We start from the raw sequence: 15,545 nt of genomic DNA on the forward strand, positions 1-15,545 counted from the left end.
GATCGCTATTCCTCCATCTCATCCTCTCCCATGTCATCTGAAATATCCATGACTTTTACCTTCCAGTCATCTGAAGCTTCATCCCGCTCCCAGATAAAAGTATAGGTGCCGGTAAAATGGGTGGTGTCATTTTCATGTATGCCATGGTTGAAGACACCGGTCTCATAAGCAATGTTTCCGGAAGCGCCTTTGTGAATGGCCTCCATCTTAAGATCTCTCATCCCCGTAGAAGCCATATCTACCCATGGGGCAAGGCTGTCTTTAGGCCATCTTTTGCCGTTCATGACCAGGACAGCATCGCCGGTCATCATCCCACGCACTTCCTCTGGCTTATTGCTGTTCCAGGCCTCTTCCCATTCTTTCGAGATCACATCAGGATTCGACACCTCTTCGGCAGTAATGGTCTCTTCCTCCACCTTGCGTTCATTTGCGTCATCACAGGCTCCTGCAAACAGCAACAAACCCATTAGCGGTAAAATCTTCAAAATTCTCATATCATTTATTTAAGGTTAATACTTAGTAATGGCAGCCGAAATATTTAAGGGTGGGCTTTCGACTGAAAAAAAAGGCTGCCAATAAGCGATGTGAAAAAATAATCACTTTTGGCAGCCCAAAATTGGTTGTTAGTTTCTCAGGGGAAAAAAAGGGGTTCTTTAATTGTTCTCCGCATCGGGCATTTCAGGGAGATCTACTTCCGGAGAAATATCCATAAGCTTGATCTTCCATTCATCATCTGCACGCTCCCAAACCACGGTATAGGTTCCGGCCATCTGCATGGTATCACTGGCAGTGGTACCGTGAGTATAGGTACCGGCTTCAAAAGCGAAATCTTCGCCTTTTTTCTTAACCACAGGAGTGGTCCTCAGGTTCTTCATCCATTTTGAACTGTTGTTGATCCAAGTGGTCACGCTGTCATTGCGATGCGCTTTCCCTTCCATGAACAGCACAGCATCATTTGCAGTTGCTGCCCGTAGGCTGGTGGAATCATTAGCATTCCAGTCATCGCGCCATTCGCCCATGGCGGCATCAGCATCCCAGTTATCTTCCACAACTATTTCATCTTCTACAGCAACTTCTTTTTCTCCATCATTACAGGCTCCTAAAAAGAAAATAAGAGAAAATACCGGAATCAATTTTAAAAACTTCATACGTTAAAATTTTAAAAATTACATTCTAATTTACCTAAAGATGAAGTATAAAATAAATTTTTTCACCCTTTTTAGACCAAATACCTATTTTTTTAGTCAAAACGCAGGAAAGCTCCTTCAAATGCTATCAGCTTGATTTTCAGAATATTGTTTAACTTGTTGAAAAACAACAGCAAATGAAAAAAGCAGGTATTTTACTGGCAGCCCTTTTCCTGCAGGTCTCCTGTGTACAATCCCAGGAAAAAGAGGTCGCGGAACCACATTTGGTGGGTGGGCCCTGTGAAGGATGTGAGGCAATTCTGGAATATGGAGACCAAAACCTCAACGCGGTTGACACCCTTCCCGAATTTGAGGAAGCCGAAAAGAAGCTGAAGGTTCAGGGAACTATTTTTCAGGCCGATGGTAAAACCCCGGCCGAAGGGGTGGTACTTTATATACATCATACCAATACAGCCGGAATCTATCCCACTCGCGGTGACGAAACCGGGTGGGGCCGCCGCCACGGTTATTTACGCGGATGGGTAAAGACCGGAAAGGATGGGAAATACACCTTTTACACCCAGGTGCCCGGCACTTATCCCAGCAGGGACGCTCCGGCACATATTCACCCCTACATTCTGGAACCAAATGGCAAATATTACTGGCTGGGAAGTTACTTTTTTGAAGATGATCCTTTGCTGGATGCTGAAACTATAGATGAGAATCACCGCGGTGGCTCTTCGGGAGTGGTAAAGCTTCAAAAAGAGGAAAATTACTTTGTAATCAACCGCGACTTTGTGCTGGGGAAAAACATTCCGGATTACGACTGACCTATTTGTCCCTTTATTTATTGCAGTAGCCGGAGATCTCAGGAAGTTAAAAATCTGTTATTTGCCAATCCCTTAACGGGCTTTGCCGCTGTTTCCCCCGACCTTAAAGAGAAACAAAAATTACAATTATGCAGTTACAGGACAAGGTGGCCGTTGTTACGGGTGCCAGCAGCGGAATTGGAAAAGCCATCGCAAAAGCCCTTTCCGCAGAAGGTTGCAAACTGGTGCTTGCCAGTCGCAGTATGGAAAAACTCTCCCAGGTACAGGAAGAACTGAAAAATCCCGCCATGGTGGTGCGGATGGACGTCAGCAATTCTGAAAGTGTTTCGGGAGCCTTCAAAGACATCTGGGACGAGTTTGGGCGTGTAGACATCCTGGTTAATTCCGCAGGGGTAATGCCGCTTAGCTATATGAAGAACCGGCATGTGGAAGAATGGCTGCAGACCATTGAAGTGAATGTTAAAGGTACCTTACGTTGCATCAATGAGGTTTTACCGGCTATGAAGACCCAGAAAAACGGACATATCGTAAATATAGCTTCGGTTGACGGGAAAGAATTATATGAAGGTGGTGCAGTTTACGGAGCTTCCAAAGCTGCAGTGATCGCCCTTTCCAGGGCCATGAGAATGGAACTTTCTCCGGAATTCAACATCAGGGTCACCGCCATCGAACCGGGAACAGTTGCTACCAACCTCCGGGAAGACATCACCGACAAGGAACTTCTGGATGATAAGGATTATTCAGGAGACGAACCAAAACTCCAACCCAAACACATTGCAGATGCTGTATTTTATGCAGTAAGTCAGCCGGATGAGGTAAATGTCAACGAATTACTCATAAAACCCACCGGAAAGTCGTAAAAACAGGCAAAATCGGTCAAAAAAGGGTTAAAAAACTGTTATTTGGAAACTTTTTAACGGTAAACGCGCCCATTAATGACGATATTGAGATCAAACCACAAAAACTATAACTATGAACATGAAGAATGACGTTAAGAAAGTAGCAAAAAAGGGAGCTGAACTATGGGCTGCCAAAAAAGGTTTACAATGGACCGGAAGCCTTCTCAAATGGGGAGCTGTTGCCGGAGCCGGATACCTGGGTTATAAATACTACAAGAAAAACGAAGATACTATTAAGGACAAATTGCACACCAGCTCTGTGCACTAGTCATTAATGATTTTCGATATAAATGAAGAGGAGCAGCTATTGTAGCTGTTCCTTTTTGTTTTTAGCAACCGGTTTCCCCGGATGGCTTTTTGGATGCATAACATTGTAAAGCCTCACAACTTCCCTTGACTTCAAAGGCGCTTAACTGCCCATTCTGGTCCACCTCGAAATGTATACATTCGGTGATCTCATCTTTTAGAAGTTTCCTGCCGCGCTGGATCCTGGTTTTCGCCGCCGTGAGGGTCAAGCCCAGTCTCAGCGCCACTTCCTGCTGCGGCAGACCTTCAATATCTGCCAGTCTCAACGGTTCGGCATATTTCTGCGGAAGTAACTGCAAGAGCGGCGCAATGAATTCCGAAGCTTCCAGGTAGACGCCATTCTCCTCTTCCTGCTCCACATCTTTGACCAATTCAACCGTTTTACCTTCTTTCTTAAAATGATCCATACAGGTGTTATAGGCTATCTGGAAAAGCCATGACCTGATATTTCTAATGCTCCTGCCAGAACAACAGGAAGCATAGACCTTCATCAAAACTTCATGAGACAATTCATTAGCGGTGTCACCGTCTTTAACGATCTTGAGGATATAATTGCGGAGAGCATCCTTATAGCTCATCCAGTACTCAGAGATCGCATCGTATTTTCGCAGTTCGATCATAGTTGTTCTTGCTAATTCCGAATCCTAATTTGAAAATTTTTTTTGAAATACAGGCATCTGCATCTTACATTTTATAATGTAACCAGTGTTTTGTTATGGTAGGCATATTCTCCAGGAAAAGGGTAACCCGTTCTTCCAGATTAAACGAGGTTTTCTTTTCACAAACTTCCAGAGTACAGGTTCCATCTCCGTTTATTTTAAAATTTTCCATGCTATAAGATTTTTGGTTCTTTAATAGCAAGACGGAAGAGGCATCAAAAAGACGCAAAAAAAGCGAAAATTAATTTGAAGCTTCAGGTTTATTGAAGCCGGTACGGGTCATATCACCCCAACCTTTATTCCCCCGGATTTTTTCCCAGTTGCCTATGATAGCGGCATAAACCGTGAAAGGATGAAAGATAATGGGTTCCAGTAATGCCGCCATTACAAGCTTCCAATGGTCTGATAAGGTTTTATAGCGCCTGTAGGTAGATTCTTCGGTGTACAAAGCCATCATGGAAAACATGACCGCAAAGGCATAGACGAACAACAGGAAAAGGAAAAAGAACTTCCAGCTTAAGATCCCCAACACCACCAGCAGGATGGTGATAAGAAGTCCGCTGACCTCCACAATTGGCGCATAATATTCGAAGAACAGCCAGTAGGGGTAACTCAATAATCCCAGGGTTTTATATTTCGGATTAAGAAGCATTTTGCGATGGGTGAAGAGAGTCTCAATCGTACCACGCATCCACCGGCTGCGTTGTTTCCGAAGGATCTTGTAAGTTTCGGGAGCTTCGGTCCAACAAAGAGGATCGGGAATATATTGCACCGAGTAGGGCTCTTTGCGCTCTATCATGTACCGTCGCATCCTTACGATGAGCTCCATATCTTCCCCAACGGTTTTGGTATCATACCCACCGCAAGCCACGGCTATCTCGCGGTCAAACATTCCGAATGCACCACTTATGATCAGCAGCCCATCCAGTTTACTCCACGCCATACGGCCGAGAATGAAAGCCCGCAGGTATTCGATCACCTGAATTCGGGCCAGCATTTTTTCAGGCGCACGTACCTCCATAAGTTTCCCCGATTTGATGACGCAGGAATTGGCAATCCGAACTACTCCCCCGGTTGCAATGGTGCGGGTGCCTGACTGTTCCATATAAGGTTTGGCCAGCTTCAGCAGCACATCCTTATCCATGATACAATCCACGTCAATACACACCAGGTACGGATTTTTGGAGATGTTGATCCCGGTATTAAGGGCATCGGCTTTCCCGCCGTTCTCCTTATCCACCACTATCAACCTGGAATAGGCAGGATTGGAGGAAACATAAATGGCTTTTACCTCTTTTGTAGGGATCTGCGGATGATATTTTCTATCAGATAGTACGAGGTCAAACTTTTCAATCAGCAACGGAATGGAGTTATCCTTGCTCCCGTCATTGACCACGATCACATCAAAGTTGTTGTAGTTGATCGACAGCAGGGAGCGCACATTCTCCTGTATCGTCCTGCCTTCATTATAGGCCGGAGCAATAAGCGAAACATGCGGTGCCGAATCCAGCGCCAGCAAGGCGTTGTAATTGACGAATTTATTCCTTCGCAAATAAGATTTCAGGGAAACGCCCGAAATTGCTGCCAAAATAAGGTAGGAGGTCATTACTGTCACTGCAAAGAGCAGGATCAGATAATTGAATCCGTAGATAAACCAGTCTAAAAGTTCATTTCCTGTCATATCAATAGGCCGGTTCTGCCCGGTTGAGCACCCGGGCGATCTCGTTCTTTAATTTTTCATCTTTCGTCTGCAGGTAAAATTCCGACAGGCGGGTATAGAATTCCGAAGATTCGTAATACGCAATTAGTCTTACCGCCAGCAAGACTATGGACCGGTTCCTGCTCTTTAGCAGGTTACCCAGATCGCCCGGGGCCGGGATCTTATATTTTTTTACCGTGAACAGAATATTACTCTGCACCCAGTCATTTAGATAAAGTCCGGATTCCTGAAATTTAAGGATCTCACTAATGCCTTTCATTTTGATGATCCCTAACAACACCTCGGTCTTTACCAGCGGGTTCTTATGAATGATATGAGCAGCGATCCTGGGGTAAGATTGATTGTGGTTAAGGGTAGACAGATCTCTCACTGCCTCTACAATATTTGTCCAGTTGCAGGATTCCAGCTTTTTGAGGGAATAGTTCACAAGACCAGATTCCACATAGAACTGCTCCAGTTTTTTACCATAGGTTCCGCTGTAACTGTGGTGCAGGGAAATAATAGCCTTAATAGCTACCCGCTGAAAAAGGGGAATTGCAAACATCTTTTTTAAAGCCTTGTCCTGCAGTACTTCCTGCAGCGACAGGCCTTCAAACAGGTACCGAAAAAGAACATTTTCGATCTGTTCCTGGTAGACCTTTTTCCGTTTGTCTTCAGAAAGGTGCCCCAGCTTTTTATAAAGGGTCAGAAAAAAGAAGAAAAGGCTCAATGCGATACTGATACCAATGAGCACTAATACCCACATGAAGGCTTCTGAAAATTCTGATGCCCCTGTGGTTGCGATAAGATCGCTTTTATTTATCAAAATAGAAAAGGACTTCAACTAGCGTAAATTTTCCTGCTTTGCAAGAAGTTTTTGAATTCGTTTAAGCAGGACGGGCGGGCTGAACGGTTTTGTCACAAACTCATCTGCTCCCAGATCCAGTACCTCCAGTTCTGTAGATTCTACGCCCGAAGAAGTGAGCACGATCACCGGGACCTCATCTTTAAACTTTTTGCGCACTACTCCAATTACCTGTTGCCCCGCTGCAAATGGCAGGTTAAGATCAGTGATCACCAGGTCGATCCCGGGGTCAACGGAATTTATATGGTCGATGGCATCAGTTCCATTGTCAAAGGAAGTAACGGTGTATTTGTTGGAAGTTAAAAAGAAGGCGAGTGATCTGCGAAGCATCTCATCGTCTTCCACAAGTAGGATGTTCATTTAGGGGACTTTTATTTCTTTTCGAATATAAGAATACAGATTATTTAATTGCCTTTCGAGTCGGTTTAAATTATCACCGATCTCTTCGCGGTCAAACTGCTCAAGGCTTTCCAAATTGTGAAGCAGCGATAGATCTGCACCTACAATTCCAAAAGAAGCTTTCATCTTGTGGGCCGTTGCTTTTACTTCTGAAAGATCTTCCTTTTCAAAGGCTGTTTTGAGGTGGTTGTGCATTTCTGCCGACTTGACCAGAAACAACCCGATCATCTCCTGCTGAAAAGCTTCGTCTCCTCCAGAGAAATCTTCCAAATAGGCCATTGAAAATACCGGCTTCTCTTCGGAAGAAGCTACAACCTCTTCAGAAAATATCCTTCCTGGAACCCATTTTTGGATCACCTGCAACAGCTCGTTCTTGGTAAAGGGTTTGGAGAGATAATCATTCATCCCCGCTGCAAAACATCTTTCGCGCTCCACTAGCATAAAGTTAGCCGTTAGGGCCACCACCGGCACCTTTGATCCAAATTTCTGCCTGATTTCACGGGTAGTTTGAAACCCGTCTTTTTCAGGCATCTGAAGATCCATCAGCACGAGGTCGTAATCAAGGGCTGCAAAATACTCCAGTCCTTTTCTTCCATTCTCGGCGATATCAACGGTATATCCTTTTTCAGAAAGCAGTACCCTCACAAGCCGCTGATTGAGTTCGTTGTCTTCGCACAGCAGAATTCTTCCGAAGCAATTTTCATCAAGCTGTTCTGCATTCCCGGGAGCATCTTTCTCCACAATCTCAGCCTTTCTATACGGAATGGTAAAGGAAAAAACCGAACCTTTGCCGGGCTCACTGGCAACTTCCATGCTTCCCTCTTGCTTTTCCACCAGTTGCCGGGAAATATTCAGACCCAGTCCCGTGCCCCCGTATTTGCGGGAAATTCCTTCATCTGCCTGCGAAAAACGCTGGAAAATAGTCTCTAACTTATCCTTCGGAATTCCGGTTCCGGAATCTTTTACCTTAAACTCCACATAATACACTCCGTGCAACTCTTTCTTCACCGCCACCTCCAGTTCTACCCGGCCTTTTTCGGTAAATTTAATGGCGTTGCCCACCAAATTGATGAGGATTTGTGAGAGACGGTTGCGGTCTCCCATTAAATGCCCGGGAACCTCCGGACCGAAATTAAGATCCAGCCCAATATTCTTTTCCTGGGCTTTTAAATGCAGGATGGAAAACACATTTTCGACAACCTCAGCCGGACTGAAGGGAGCTGAGTCCATTTGAATAAGACCCGCGTCTATTTTCGAAAGGTCCAGGATGTCATTGACCAGAAACAGCAGGTTGTCTCCCGCAGTTTTTACAGATCGCAAATAAGACAACTTGGATTCCTCCTGCTCCTCTTCCAGGAGCAGCCCCGTGAATCCCAGGATCGCATGGATAGGGGTACGAATCTCATGACTTACATTGGCTATAAAATTGTCTTTTTGAACATTCAAAGATTCGGCTGCTTCCTTGGCTTTTTGGAGCGTCTGCGCCGCTTCTATTTCGCTGGTGATATCCTGTGCGATCTTGATCACCTTCACCACTTCCTGCTCCAGGTTTAGAATAGGATTGTAGGTAGCCTGATACCAAATATCAGAACCGTTCTTATGGCGGCGCCTGTAGCGGCCTCCCTTGAATTTACCTTTTTCAAGGTCGTTCCAAAAACCTGTATTCAGGATCCTTTCCTCTTCAAAAATGAGTATTTCGTGTGATTTTCCGCGCAACTCCTTTTCATCATAACCCATGACATTCAGAAAGATCTCATTTGCCTGCAGGATCTCGCCCTGAGGGGAGAATTCCACTACAGAATTGGAAAGTTTAATTGCTGCCAGTAAGTGGTTATATTCAGCTTCCTTCTGCTTGAAGCTTCTTTGGGCAGCTTCAATTTTCTTATTGAGTACCTGCTCCAGCTCGGTTGATAGTTGCCTGTTCTTTTTGCGACTTTCAATGAGATACATTACCTGCTTTGAAAGCAGGTCGAGGGCCTCTTTTTGACTTTCAGAAAGCTTGCGTGGCTTATTATCTGCCACACACACGGTACCAATATTATATCCGTTTGATGCTGTCAAAGGGATCCCCGCATAAAAACGAATGCCATTATCCTGGGTCACAAAAGGACTGTTCTTCACCCGCTCATCGAGCGTGGCATCCGGGATTTCAAGAAGACTGCTCTGCCGGATGGTGTACTGGCAAAATGTCTCCTCCCTAATCACCTCATTGTCTTCCATTCCCACTTTGGCTTTGAACCACTGGCGATTGTGATCCATCATTGAGATGAGAGCTACGGGCGTTTCACAGATAATAGAGATCATCCGTGCAATATTATCGAAATCCTCTTCTGGAGGAGTGTCAAGAATATTATAGGATAAAAGGGTTTTCAGCCTTTCGATCTCCTGTTGTTCGGGGGAATTATTCATGGCGGCAAAAGTAATTAAAAAATGATGCCATGGTCCTGCGGAAATGTTATAATTCAGCAAGTTAAAAATGGAGGCATGTTAAAATCTTCAGGAGAGAAAATTGGATAAGCCCCGGCAAAAGAAAAGCTCCGGTTGGGAGCTTTTTTAAGATTATTGGGAAGAACTGACCACTCTTTATATTTCATAACTATGGTGTGACTGATCCATTACTGTCCGAATAAAAAAGCCCTTCCAAAAAGGGCTTTTTTAAAGTAAAGGAACGGCTAATCACTCTCTACATTCTATCGGTAAATTGGGATCTTAAGTCCCGCATAAATATCTGTTGTTTTTGCTGAATCCCCCAGAACATTGGAGATCAAAGAACCTGACCCCACCATTAAAGGACCTAATCTAAAGCCAGCCCCCATGGCAAGTCCATCATATTGTCGCATACTTACCGGCAGATAGAAACTGAACCATTTAGACTCAAAACGCGGTGTAGCGGCCACAGTATTGATGATCCTGTTGGCATGTTCTGCATCTGCACTTACTAAAGAGAGATTTCCCTGCACACTTACGTAAAAATGTTTACTGATGTTATAGTCTCCCATTACATGCAGGGCCGTAGGTAAACTGATTTTAGTGTCTTTCATTTCTTCAGTCCCTTCATATTCCTGCTCCAGCACAGTCCTGAAACCTTCTTGATCAAACCTGTTTGCATCTACCGTTTCGTCCAGGTCATAAGTAGTTACAGTACTTTCGTAAGAAATACTTCCAAGATCAGTGACCGAAAGTCCCAACCTGAATTTGTAGTCACTGTGGCCTTTTTCTTCCTCCAACCCGTTATCCGGACGATATTCATAGGTCATTCCGAAATCTGCACCAAATCCGGAAGTAAGGTCATTGAAATCTATGTCATCACTATCAAAACCAACTGCACCTCCATAGCTAAGGGTTCCGGAAGTAGTAAGCAGCTCAGTTTGCGCTTCATACTGCCCCGTCGCCTGCGGACTGTGAATAAATGTTGCACCAGCTCCCTGCAGATATTTAACGGTAAGACCCGCTTTCAGGAAATTAGAATCGGTATCCATCAGGATTCGTCCATAAGTAAGACCCAGTTCTCCCCAGGCGTGAACAGTGCTGCTGAAATCCTTCAATTCAAAGCTGTAGTCTTCTTCAGAATTAAATCCGTCTTCCATATCTTCATAGATCATCCCATTGACATTGTTAAAGTTGAGGAAGGTTCGCACCCTGGTAGTCACGGCTAAACTGCTTTTGGGATTCAGGTTGAACATAAAGGAAGGTCCCAAAACATCAACATTTAAAAAGAACTGGTTCTGATTAGTTGCCGAAGTCTTAATACTGTTGCCAAAACTGAAACCGTCTTCACTTTCCAGCGCGGCATTCAGGTCGATAGAATAATAATCACTCCCAAGAAAGGAGCTCATGGAAAACAAGTTAATATCGGTCCTGAAATTAGAATCCACCACGGCTGATGGATTGATGATTACCCCGTTGACTCCACTGTAGTTATCCATTGTTAACCCCACAAAATTCTGTGCGGAGACAATAGAGGTGAAGAAAAAGATAAATGCCGGAAGAAGATGGCGTAGTTTTATTTTCATATGATTTTGATTTTAAGGGACAAACATATCCTAATTAAAGCAGATTTGAAATACCCATTTGTGGGTATTTTCTCTCTTTAGAAAAATGTTTTAAAAACTAAGTGATTTTTGAAAATGAAGAGGTCTTTACAGCAGGATTATTAAAACCTTCCAGGATTTTTGTTTTTAACGAAAAGCATCATATTAAACCCTAGGGTTCCGAAGAGATCAGCAGGAACTCTGTTTGCCTGCCATTCACATAACGAAAGCCTTCTTCACCCCAATAACCGGATTCTTCGAGCATGATACGAATATCTTTTTCCCATTCAGGAATATTCACCGTAGTATTGAGTTCGATAGCGTACACCGTCCGGGGAAATAAAGGATAATCTCCCGTTCCCGTAACTCCGCCCTGAGAATCCCACATTCCAATAGTAGGACCAGAGGAATGTCCGTAGGTTCCAAGTGGATGTGAATAGATCGCCGGTTGAAGGCCTTCGTCTTTTGCCTCTTTTAATGAGGCGGCGAGAATTTCATTCCCACTGCTGCCGGTTTTGAAATTAGAGGTTAAAATGTCCTGTAACCTGTTCCCCTTTTTCAATGCCTGCTGAAGAAATACCGGGGCACTGCTTTCTCCCGGTTTGAGAACATAGGCGTGCTGCTGGCAATCTGTGTTGAGTCGGAGATATGTTATCCCGAAATCACAGTGGAGGAGATCTCCCGGAAGGATCACTTTATCCCCATAACCTGAAGAAAAGGCATCAATATGATCCTTAAGGCCCTCTTCCTTTCTCTGAATGTCAATGGTAGGATGGAACCAGGTTTCCAGACCCAGGTCGGTAACTTTCTGACGCATCCACCACACCACATCGTCAGAAGTGGTTTTTCCGGGGGTGATGACCTTATTACTAAATGCTTCGCCTATTATCTCTTTGGTGATGGAAACCAGCTCTCTGTAGAGTTCCATCTCCATTTCTGTACGGGTCTCGATCCAACCAATAGCCAGATTTTCTGCGGAAACTACCTTTTTTGAATACTCTTCCGGAAGCATTGCCATAAAGGCTTGATAATCGGTTTTGACGATTCCGTCTGCTATATTGAAGTCCTCCGAAAAGTTAAGGCCAATTTGCTCAGGATTCCTTTCTTTAATTATCTCCAGCAGCGCCTGCCATTGATCTGGCTGAGCCTCGGGGTCCCAGGCTGAAGTAATATTTTCTCCCACATTATATCTGGCAACAGCCAATCTTTCAATAGTGTCATTTTCCCTGTTCCTGTAAAAAACAAGAATAGTTCTGCGACGGGCATTGAGCCAGGTAGCAGGCAACATGGTTCGCATCACAGGATCTTCATTGTATTCCCGGGAAATAAGCACCCACATATCGATCCCGGTCCGATCCATTAATGCCGGTAGCAGATTGCTAAACCTGTCTTCTAAAACTTTATCAACTATTTGAGCCCGCTCCCTTTCAGAAACGATTTGAGCCTCTACAGGGAGAATAAAAAAATAAGCAAGGAGGATTAGAAGTGTCTTGGGGGTAGCATTCATTACAGTCATATATGTGCGGATTGAGAATTCAAGATACTTAAAAATCCTTTTAACCCAATTAGAAAGAAATAAGAGAAGTAGCAGAAACCTTTTTTGAAACTTAAAAGACTTTAAGGTTGTAGTTACCCAAAAAAGGAGATAGCAAGAATAAGGAGAGCTGAGACAGCTATGATGACCATACTTATGGTAAAAATACTTTCCTTAGTGGCTAAGTATTCCTGTTTGAAGTCTTCGTCTTCTTTAGCTAATTGTTTTATTGACATACCTGAATCAAATATATCTTACTCCAGCTTCCCGTAAAATACCTCTTTAGTGGTATTTTTTCTATCCTACATCATAAATGATTAGGAGTTGGGATCGTAAGAATAGAGTGATATGTGAAATGCGGAGCTATGTAAAACAAAAAAGCCCTTCCCAAAAGGGAAAAGCTTCTCATCGTTTTTTTTACCAGTATATGGAGATTTTGAGCCTCTTTTTTTTATCAATTCTTTTGCTGATTCTTAATCTTCTGATATTTGGATTTATATAAATCCTTATCAGGATGATCTTGTTGATCTGCAATATCTGTGGCCTTTTTATATAGGTCTTCAGCCTTTTTCAAATCTCCAACTGCTACATGAGCATCCCCCAGGCTATCGTAAGGATTGGCTTCATTAGGATATTGCAATGTATTAAGTTTAAAAACCGCGATGGCTTCTTCCATTTTCCCCGCTCTTAGAAGAGTATACCCCAGGGAATTCAATAATTCTTCATTAAAAATCTTTTCCGGATAGTAGCTTTTCAAATGATTGTATTTCTCATACATTCCTTTTTCTCCACTATTTTCAAAAGCAACTATAAGTTGGTTGCCAATTTGAGGGAAGGTGACACGCTTTATAGCTTCAATTACGAGATTAGGATCATCTTCATGTACATAATGTGCAGCATGCGATGCAACGACAAGAGTGGCCTCAGTATTATTCTTGATCTTGGCCATAAAATTATTCAACCGGATATCTACTGAATGCTCTAACCATTTTTCAATATCGATCTCAACCTCAGGAAAGTCAGGAGGTAGCTCCTGCATTTTTGCAGCGAGAATATACGCAGTAGGTACATTGATTCCTGGTGAAAAGCGTTCGAGGTCTATGTCATCCTCGGTAAGTTGGGTAATTACTTCGTGTTCCGCCTTAATTCCCGGAGGTGAATTTTCATAATATTTCATTAAGGTTTTTTCTATGACATCATATTTGTCCTCGCCCACCCCTAACCTCTGTAAAGCTTTTATTTGAGTAGCTTTATAATTAATGATATCAGTCTCATCAACGAAAACCATCCCAACTACCTGATCTGGATATTTTACGGCAAAGGAATTTATTAACGGACCTCCCCATGAATGTCCCACAAGTACATACGGAGGCTCTATTTTCAATTCTGAAAGTAATTTGTTCAAATGCTCTGTAATTCTTTCAGGAGTAGGGGGTTCATCCAACATTTCAGATCTGCCAATACCGGGACGATCATATAAGAGAACAGGAGCAAAATCTGCAACTTCACGGGCTACGGTATTCCAGTTGTTTAAGGGCGTTCCAGCGCCGCTTTGAAAAATTACTACAGGAAGGTTTTCTCTCGTGTCTTGTGGTATTGAAGTCACAACATTTACCGGCTTCCCTTCGATCTCTATCGTCTGATTTTTTAATTCTCTTTTTTGAGCTGAAGCAGCAAATGAAAGGAATACAGTTAGAAGTATGCCAGTTTTAATCACCCTAATAGCGTTCATAATTAATAAATTATAATGTTAATTAATTAAGGAGGGAATATTAAAAATAGATAAAATCATAAATCAATACTTATTTTTAACATTTCTATTAGACCAACAGTAATATTATTATGCTGAAGCATGCAAAAGGGAATCAAAAAGAAAGACAGGACAATTTGAGAAGCAGAAGAGAATGTTCAGAAATGTGTACAAAACAAAAAAGCCCTTCCCAAAAGGGAAAAGCTTCTCATTGGTTTACTTCTAAACCCAGGTAAATCAACGATTTACCACAAACAACACAACTAACGTTTACTGCGAAAAAAAGCTCCCCGATTAGAGGAGCTTCTTTGCAATTTGCGGTCTGGACGAGACTCGAACTCGCGACCCCCTGCGTGACAGGCAGGTATTCTAACCAACTGAACTACCAGACCGTTGCTTTATTGCGAGGGCAAATATACAGCAGAATTTCACTTTCACAAACCTTTTTTTAAAATAATTTGAACTCTTTTTCGCCCCCTACACAAACTTCTGTCGTTCAATTAAATAGGTGGTGATAATTTTTTTGAAACTGGCATTTATATCGGCTTCTACATATTTGATCCCATACTGGCCGCATTTCAGTTTTAGGTCTGAGAAGTACTGGTCCACCATTTGTCGGTAACTTTCTTTCACATTTGAGGAAAAAAGATCGATCTTTTCACCTGTCTCCACGTCGGTAAAACGACGGGGTTGGTCTCCAAAATCAAACTCATACTCTTTTTCCCGATCCATAACATGAAAAAGGATCAGCTCGTGTTTATTGTATTTGAGGTGACGTAAGGCTTCGAAAAGTTTTGCTTCTTCCACATCGGGCTGGAACATATCAGAAAAGAGAAAAATAAGAGAGCGACGTTTCAACTTTTCTGCGATCTGGTGCAGGTACCGGTAAGTTTCGGTAGCAGCTGTTTTTCTCTCCTGCCGTACCGTATCTTCCAGCACATTCAGCAACATATGCCGGTGCCGCTCACTGCCTTTTTCAGGAGCATAATACTCGTATTTGTCACTGTAAATACTTAATCCTACTGCATCCCGCTGCTTTTTGAGGATCTGCATCAAACAGGCCGAAGCCAGCACTGAAAATCCTATCTTATTAAGATGTTCGAGATCCTGTGTTTTTAAGGACGGATAATGCATGGAGGCACTATTGTCTATGATAAGATGACACCTTAAATTAGTTTCTTCTTCATATCGTTTGGTATACAGCTTATCGGTTTTGGCATACAGCTTCCAGTCAATATGCCTGGTACTTTCGCCATTATTGTAGACTTTATGCTCAGCAAATTCTGCAGAGAAGCCGTGAAACGGACTTTTGTGCAGGCCTGAAATAAATCCTTCGACCACCTGACTTGCCAACAGGTCAAGATTTGAAAATCCGCCTGCTTTATGTATCTCCTTTTCCAGCTTCACAGCAACAATTTTAGCGATAAGTTACAGAATTTTCACCAA

At 43.1% G+C, this 15,545-nt stretch carries 16 protein-coding genes and 1 tRNA gene; 3 read left to right on the top strand and 14 right to left on the bottom strand.

Annotation, left to right across the window (positions count from 1 at the left end; genetic code table 11):
- Nucleotides 1-5: 5 nt before the first annotated feature.
- Nucleotides 6-494: a nuclear transport factor 2 family protein gene (locus tag ACNORC_RS00705; RefSeq protein ID WP_418333656.1), complete on the bottom strand. Its 489-nt coding sequence runs from the start codon at nucleotides 492-494 to the stop codon at nucleotides 6-8.
- Between the two features lie 159 nt (nucleotides 495-653).
- Nucleotides 654-1,148 (bottom strand): Cif family virulence factor, encoded by a 495-nt coding sequence (locus tag ACNORC_RS00710; RefSeq protein ID WP_418333657.1) that lies wholly within the window; start codon nucleotides 1,146-1,148, stop codon nucleotides 654-656.
- 176 nt (nucleotides 1,149-1,324) lie between these two features.
- Here ACNORC_RS00710 and ACNORC_RS00715 point away from each other — a divergent pair, with 176 nt between their 5' ends.
- The 3 genes from ACNORC_RS00715 to ACNORC_RS00725 all read left to right on the top strand — a co-directional run bounded on the left by ACNORC_RS00715 (nucleotide 1,325) and on the right by ACNORC_RS00725 (nucleotide 3,124).
- Complete coding sequence (locus ACNORC_RS00715; protein ID WP_418333658.1) at nucleotides 1,325-1,957, top strand: dioxygenase family protein; 633 nt, start codon at nucleotides 1,325-1,327, stop codon at nucleotides 1,955-1,957.
- Nucleotides 1,958-2,085: 128 nt separating this feature from the next.
- Complete coding sequence (locus tag ACNORC_RS00720; RefSeq protein WP_418333659.1) at nucleotides 2,086-2,817, top strand: SDR family oxidoreductase; 732 nt, start codon at nucleotides 2,086-2,088, stop codon at nucleotides 2,815-2,817.
- Nucleotides 2,818-2,929: 112 nt separating this feature from the next.
- Nucleotides 2,930-3,124, top strand: coding sequence for a hypothetical protein (locus ACNORC_RS00725; protein WP_418333660.1), 195 nt, complete (start codon nucleotides 2,930-2,932; stop codon nucleotides 3,122-3,124).
- Nucleotides 3,125-3,185: 61 nt separating this feature from the next.
- On the opposite strand, the gene ACNORC_RS00730 is transcribed toward ACNORC_RS00725, so the two are convergent.
- The 12 genes from ACNORC_RS00730 to ACNORC_RS00785 form a co-directional block, all read right to left on the bottom strand.
- A complete protein-coding gene (locus tag ACNORC_RS00730) occupies nucleotides 3,186-3,782 on the bottom strand; it encodes a sigma-70 family RNA polymerase sigma factor (protein ID WP_418333661.1) in 597 nt (198 codons plus the stop codon).
- Nucleotides 3,783-3,846: 64 nt separating this feature from the next.
- Complete coding sequence (locus ACNORC_RS00735; protein WP_418333662.1) at nucleotides 3,847-3,993, bottom strand: hypothetical protein; 147 nt, start codon at nucleotides 3,991-3,993, stop codon at nucleotides 3,847-3,849.
- 69 nt (nucleotides 3,994-4,062) lie between these two features.
- Nucleotides 4,063-5,502, bottom strand: coding sequence for a glycosyltransferase family 2 protein (locus tag ACNORC_RS00740; protein ID WP_418333663.1), 1,440 nt, complete (start codon nucleotides 5,500-5,502; stop codon nucleotides 4,063-4,065).
- A gap of 1 nt (nucleotide 5,503) precedes the next feature.
- A complete protein-coding gene (locus ACNORC_RS00745) occupies nucleotides 5,504-6,346 on the bottom strand; it encodes a hypothetical protein (protein ID WP_418333664.1) in 843 nt (280 codons plus the stop codon).
- An 18-nt stretch (nucleotides 6,347-6,364) separates the two neighbouring features.
- Nucleotides 6,365-6,745, bottom strand: a complete 381-nt coding sequence (locus tag ACNORC_RS00750; protein WP_418333665.1) for a response regulator transcription factor — start codon at nucleotides 6,743-6,745, stop codon at nucleotides 6,365-6,367.
- Nucleotides 6,746-9,193 carry a GAF domain-containing hybrid sensor histidine kinase/response regulator gene (locus tag ACNORC_RS00755; protein ID WP_418333666.1) on the bottom strand — a complete coding sequence of 816 codons (2,448 nt, stop codon included), beginning with the start codon at nucleotides 9,191-9,193 and terminating at the stop codon, nucleotides 6,746-6,748.
- A gap of 281 nt (nucleotides 9,194-9,474) precedes the next feature.
- Nucleotides 9,475-10,797, bottom strand: coding sequence for a DUF5723 family protein (locus ACNORC_RS00760; RefSeq protein WP_418333667.1), 1,323 nt, complete (start codon nucleotides 10,795-10,797; stop codon nucleotides 9,475-9,477).
- A 190-nt stretch (nucleotides 10,798-10,987) separates the two neighbouring features.
- Nucleotides 10,988-12,322, bottom strand: a complete 1,335-nt coding sequence (locus tag ACNORC_RS00765) for a M24 family metallopeptidase (protein ID WP_418334620.1) — start codon at nucleotides 12,320-12,322, stop codon at nucleotides 10,988-10,990.
- A 122-nt stretch (nucleotides 12,323-12,444) separates the two neighbouring features.
- Nucleotides 12,445-12,585: a hypothetical protein gene (locus tag ACNORC_RS00770; RefSeq protein WP_418333668.1), complete on the bottom strand. Its 141-nt coding sequence runs from the start codon at nucleotides 12,583-12,585 to the stop codon at nucleotides 12,445-12,447.
- 218 nt (nucleotides 12,586-12,803) lie between these two features.
- Nucleotides 12,804-14,081, bottom strand: a complete 1,278-nt coding sequence (locus ACNORC_RS00775; RefSeq protein ID WP_418333669.1) for an alpha/beta fold hydrolase — start codon at nucleotides 14,079-14,081, stop codon at nucleotides 12,804-12,806.
- Nucleotides 14,082-14,417: 336 nt separating this feature from the next.
- Nucleotides 14,418-14,491 (bottom strand) — tRNA-Asp (locus tag ACNORC_RS00780).
- Between the two features lie 85 nt (nucleotides 14,492-14,576).
- Nucleotides 14,577-15,506, bottom strand: coding sequence for a DUF58 domain-containing protein (locus tag ACNORC_RS00785; RefSeq protein WP_418333670.1), 930 nt, complete (start codon nucleotides 15,504-15,506; stop codon nucleotides 14,577-14,579).
- Nucleotides 15,507-15,545 lie beyond the last annotated feature (39 nt).

Origin of the sequence: Salinimicrobium soli, from assembly GCF_048323655.1 — a bacterium.
In the GTDB taxonomy this organism is placed as follows: Bacteria; Bacteroidota; Bacteroidia; order Flavobacteriales; family Flavobacteriaceae; genus Salinimicrobium; species Salinimicrobium soli.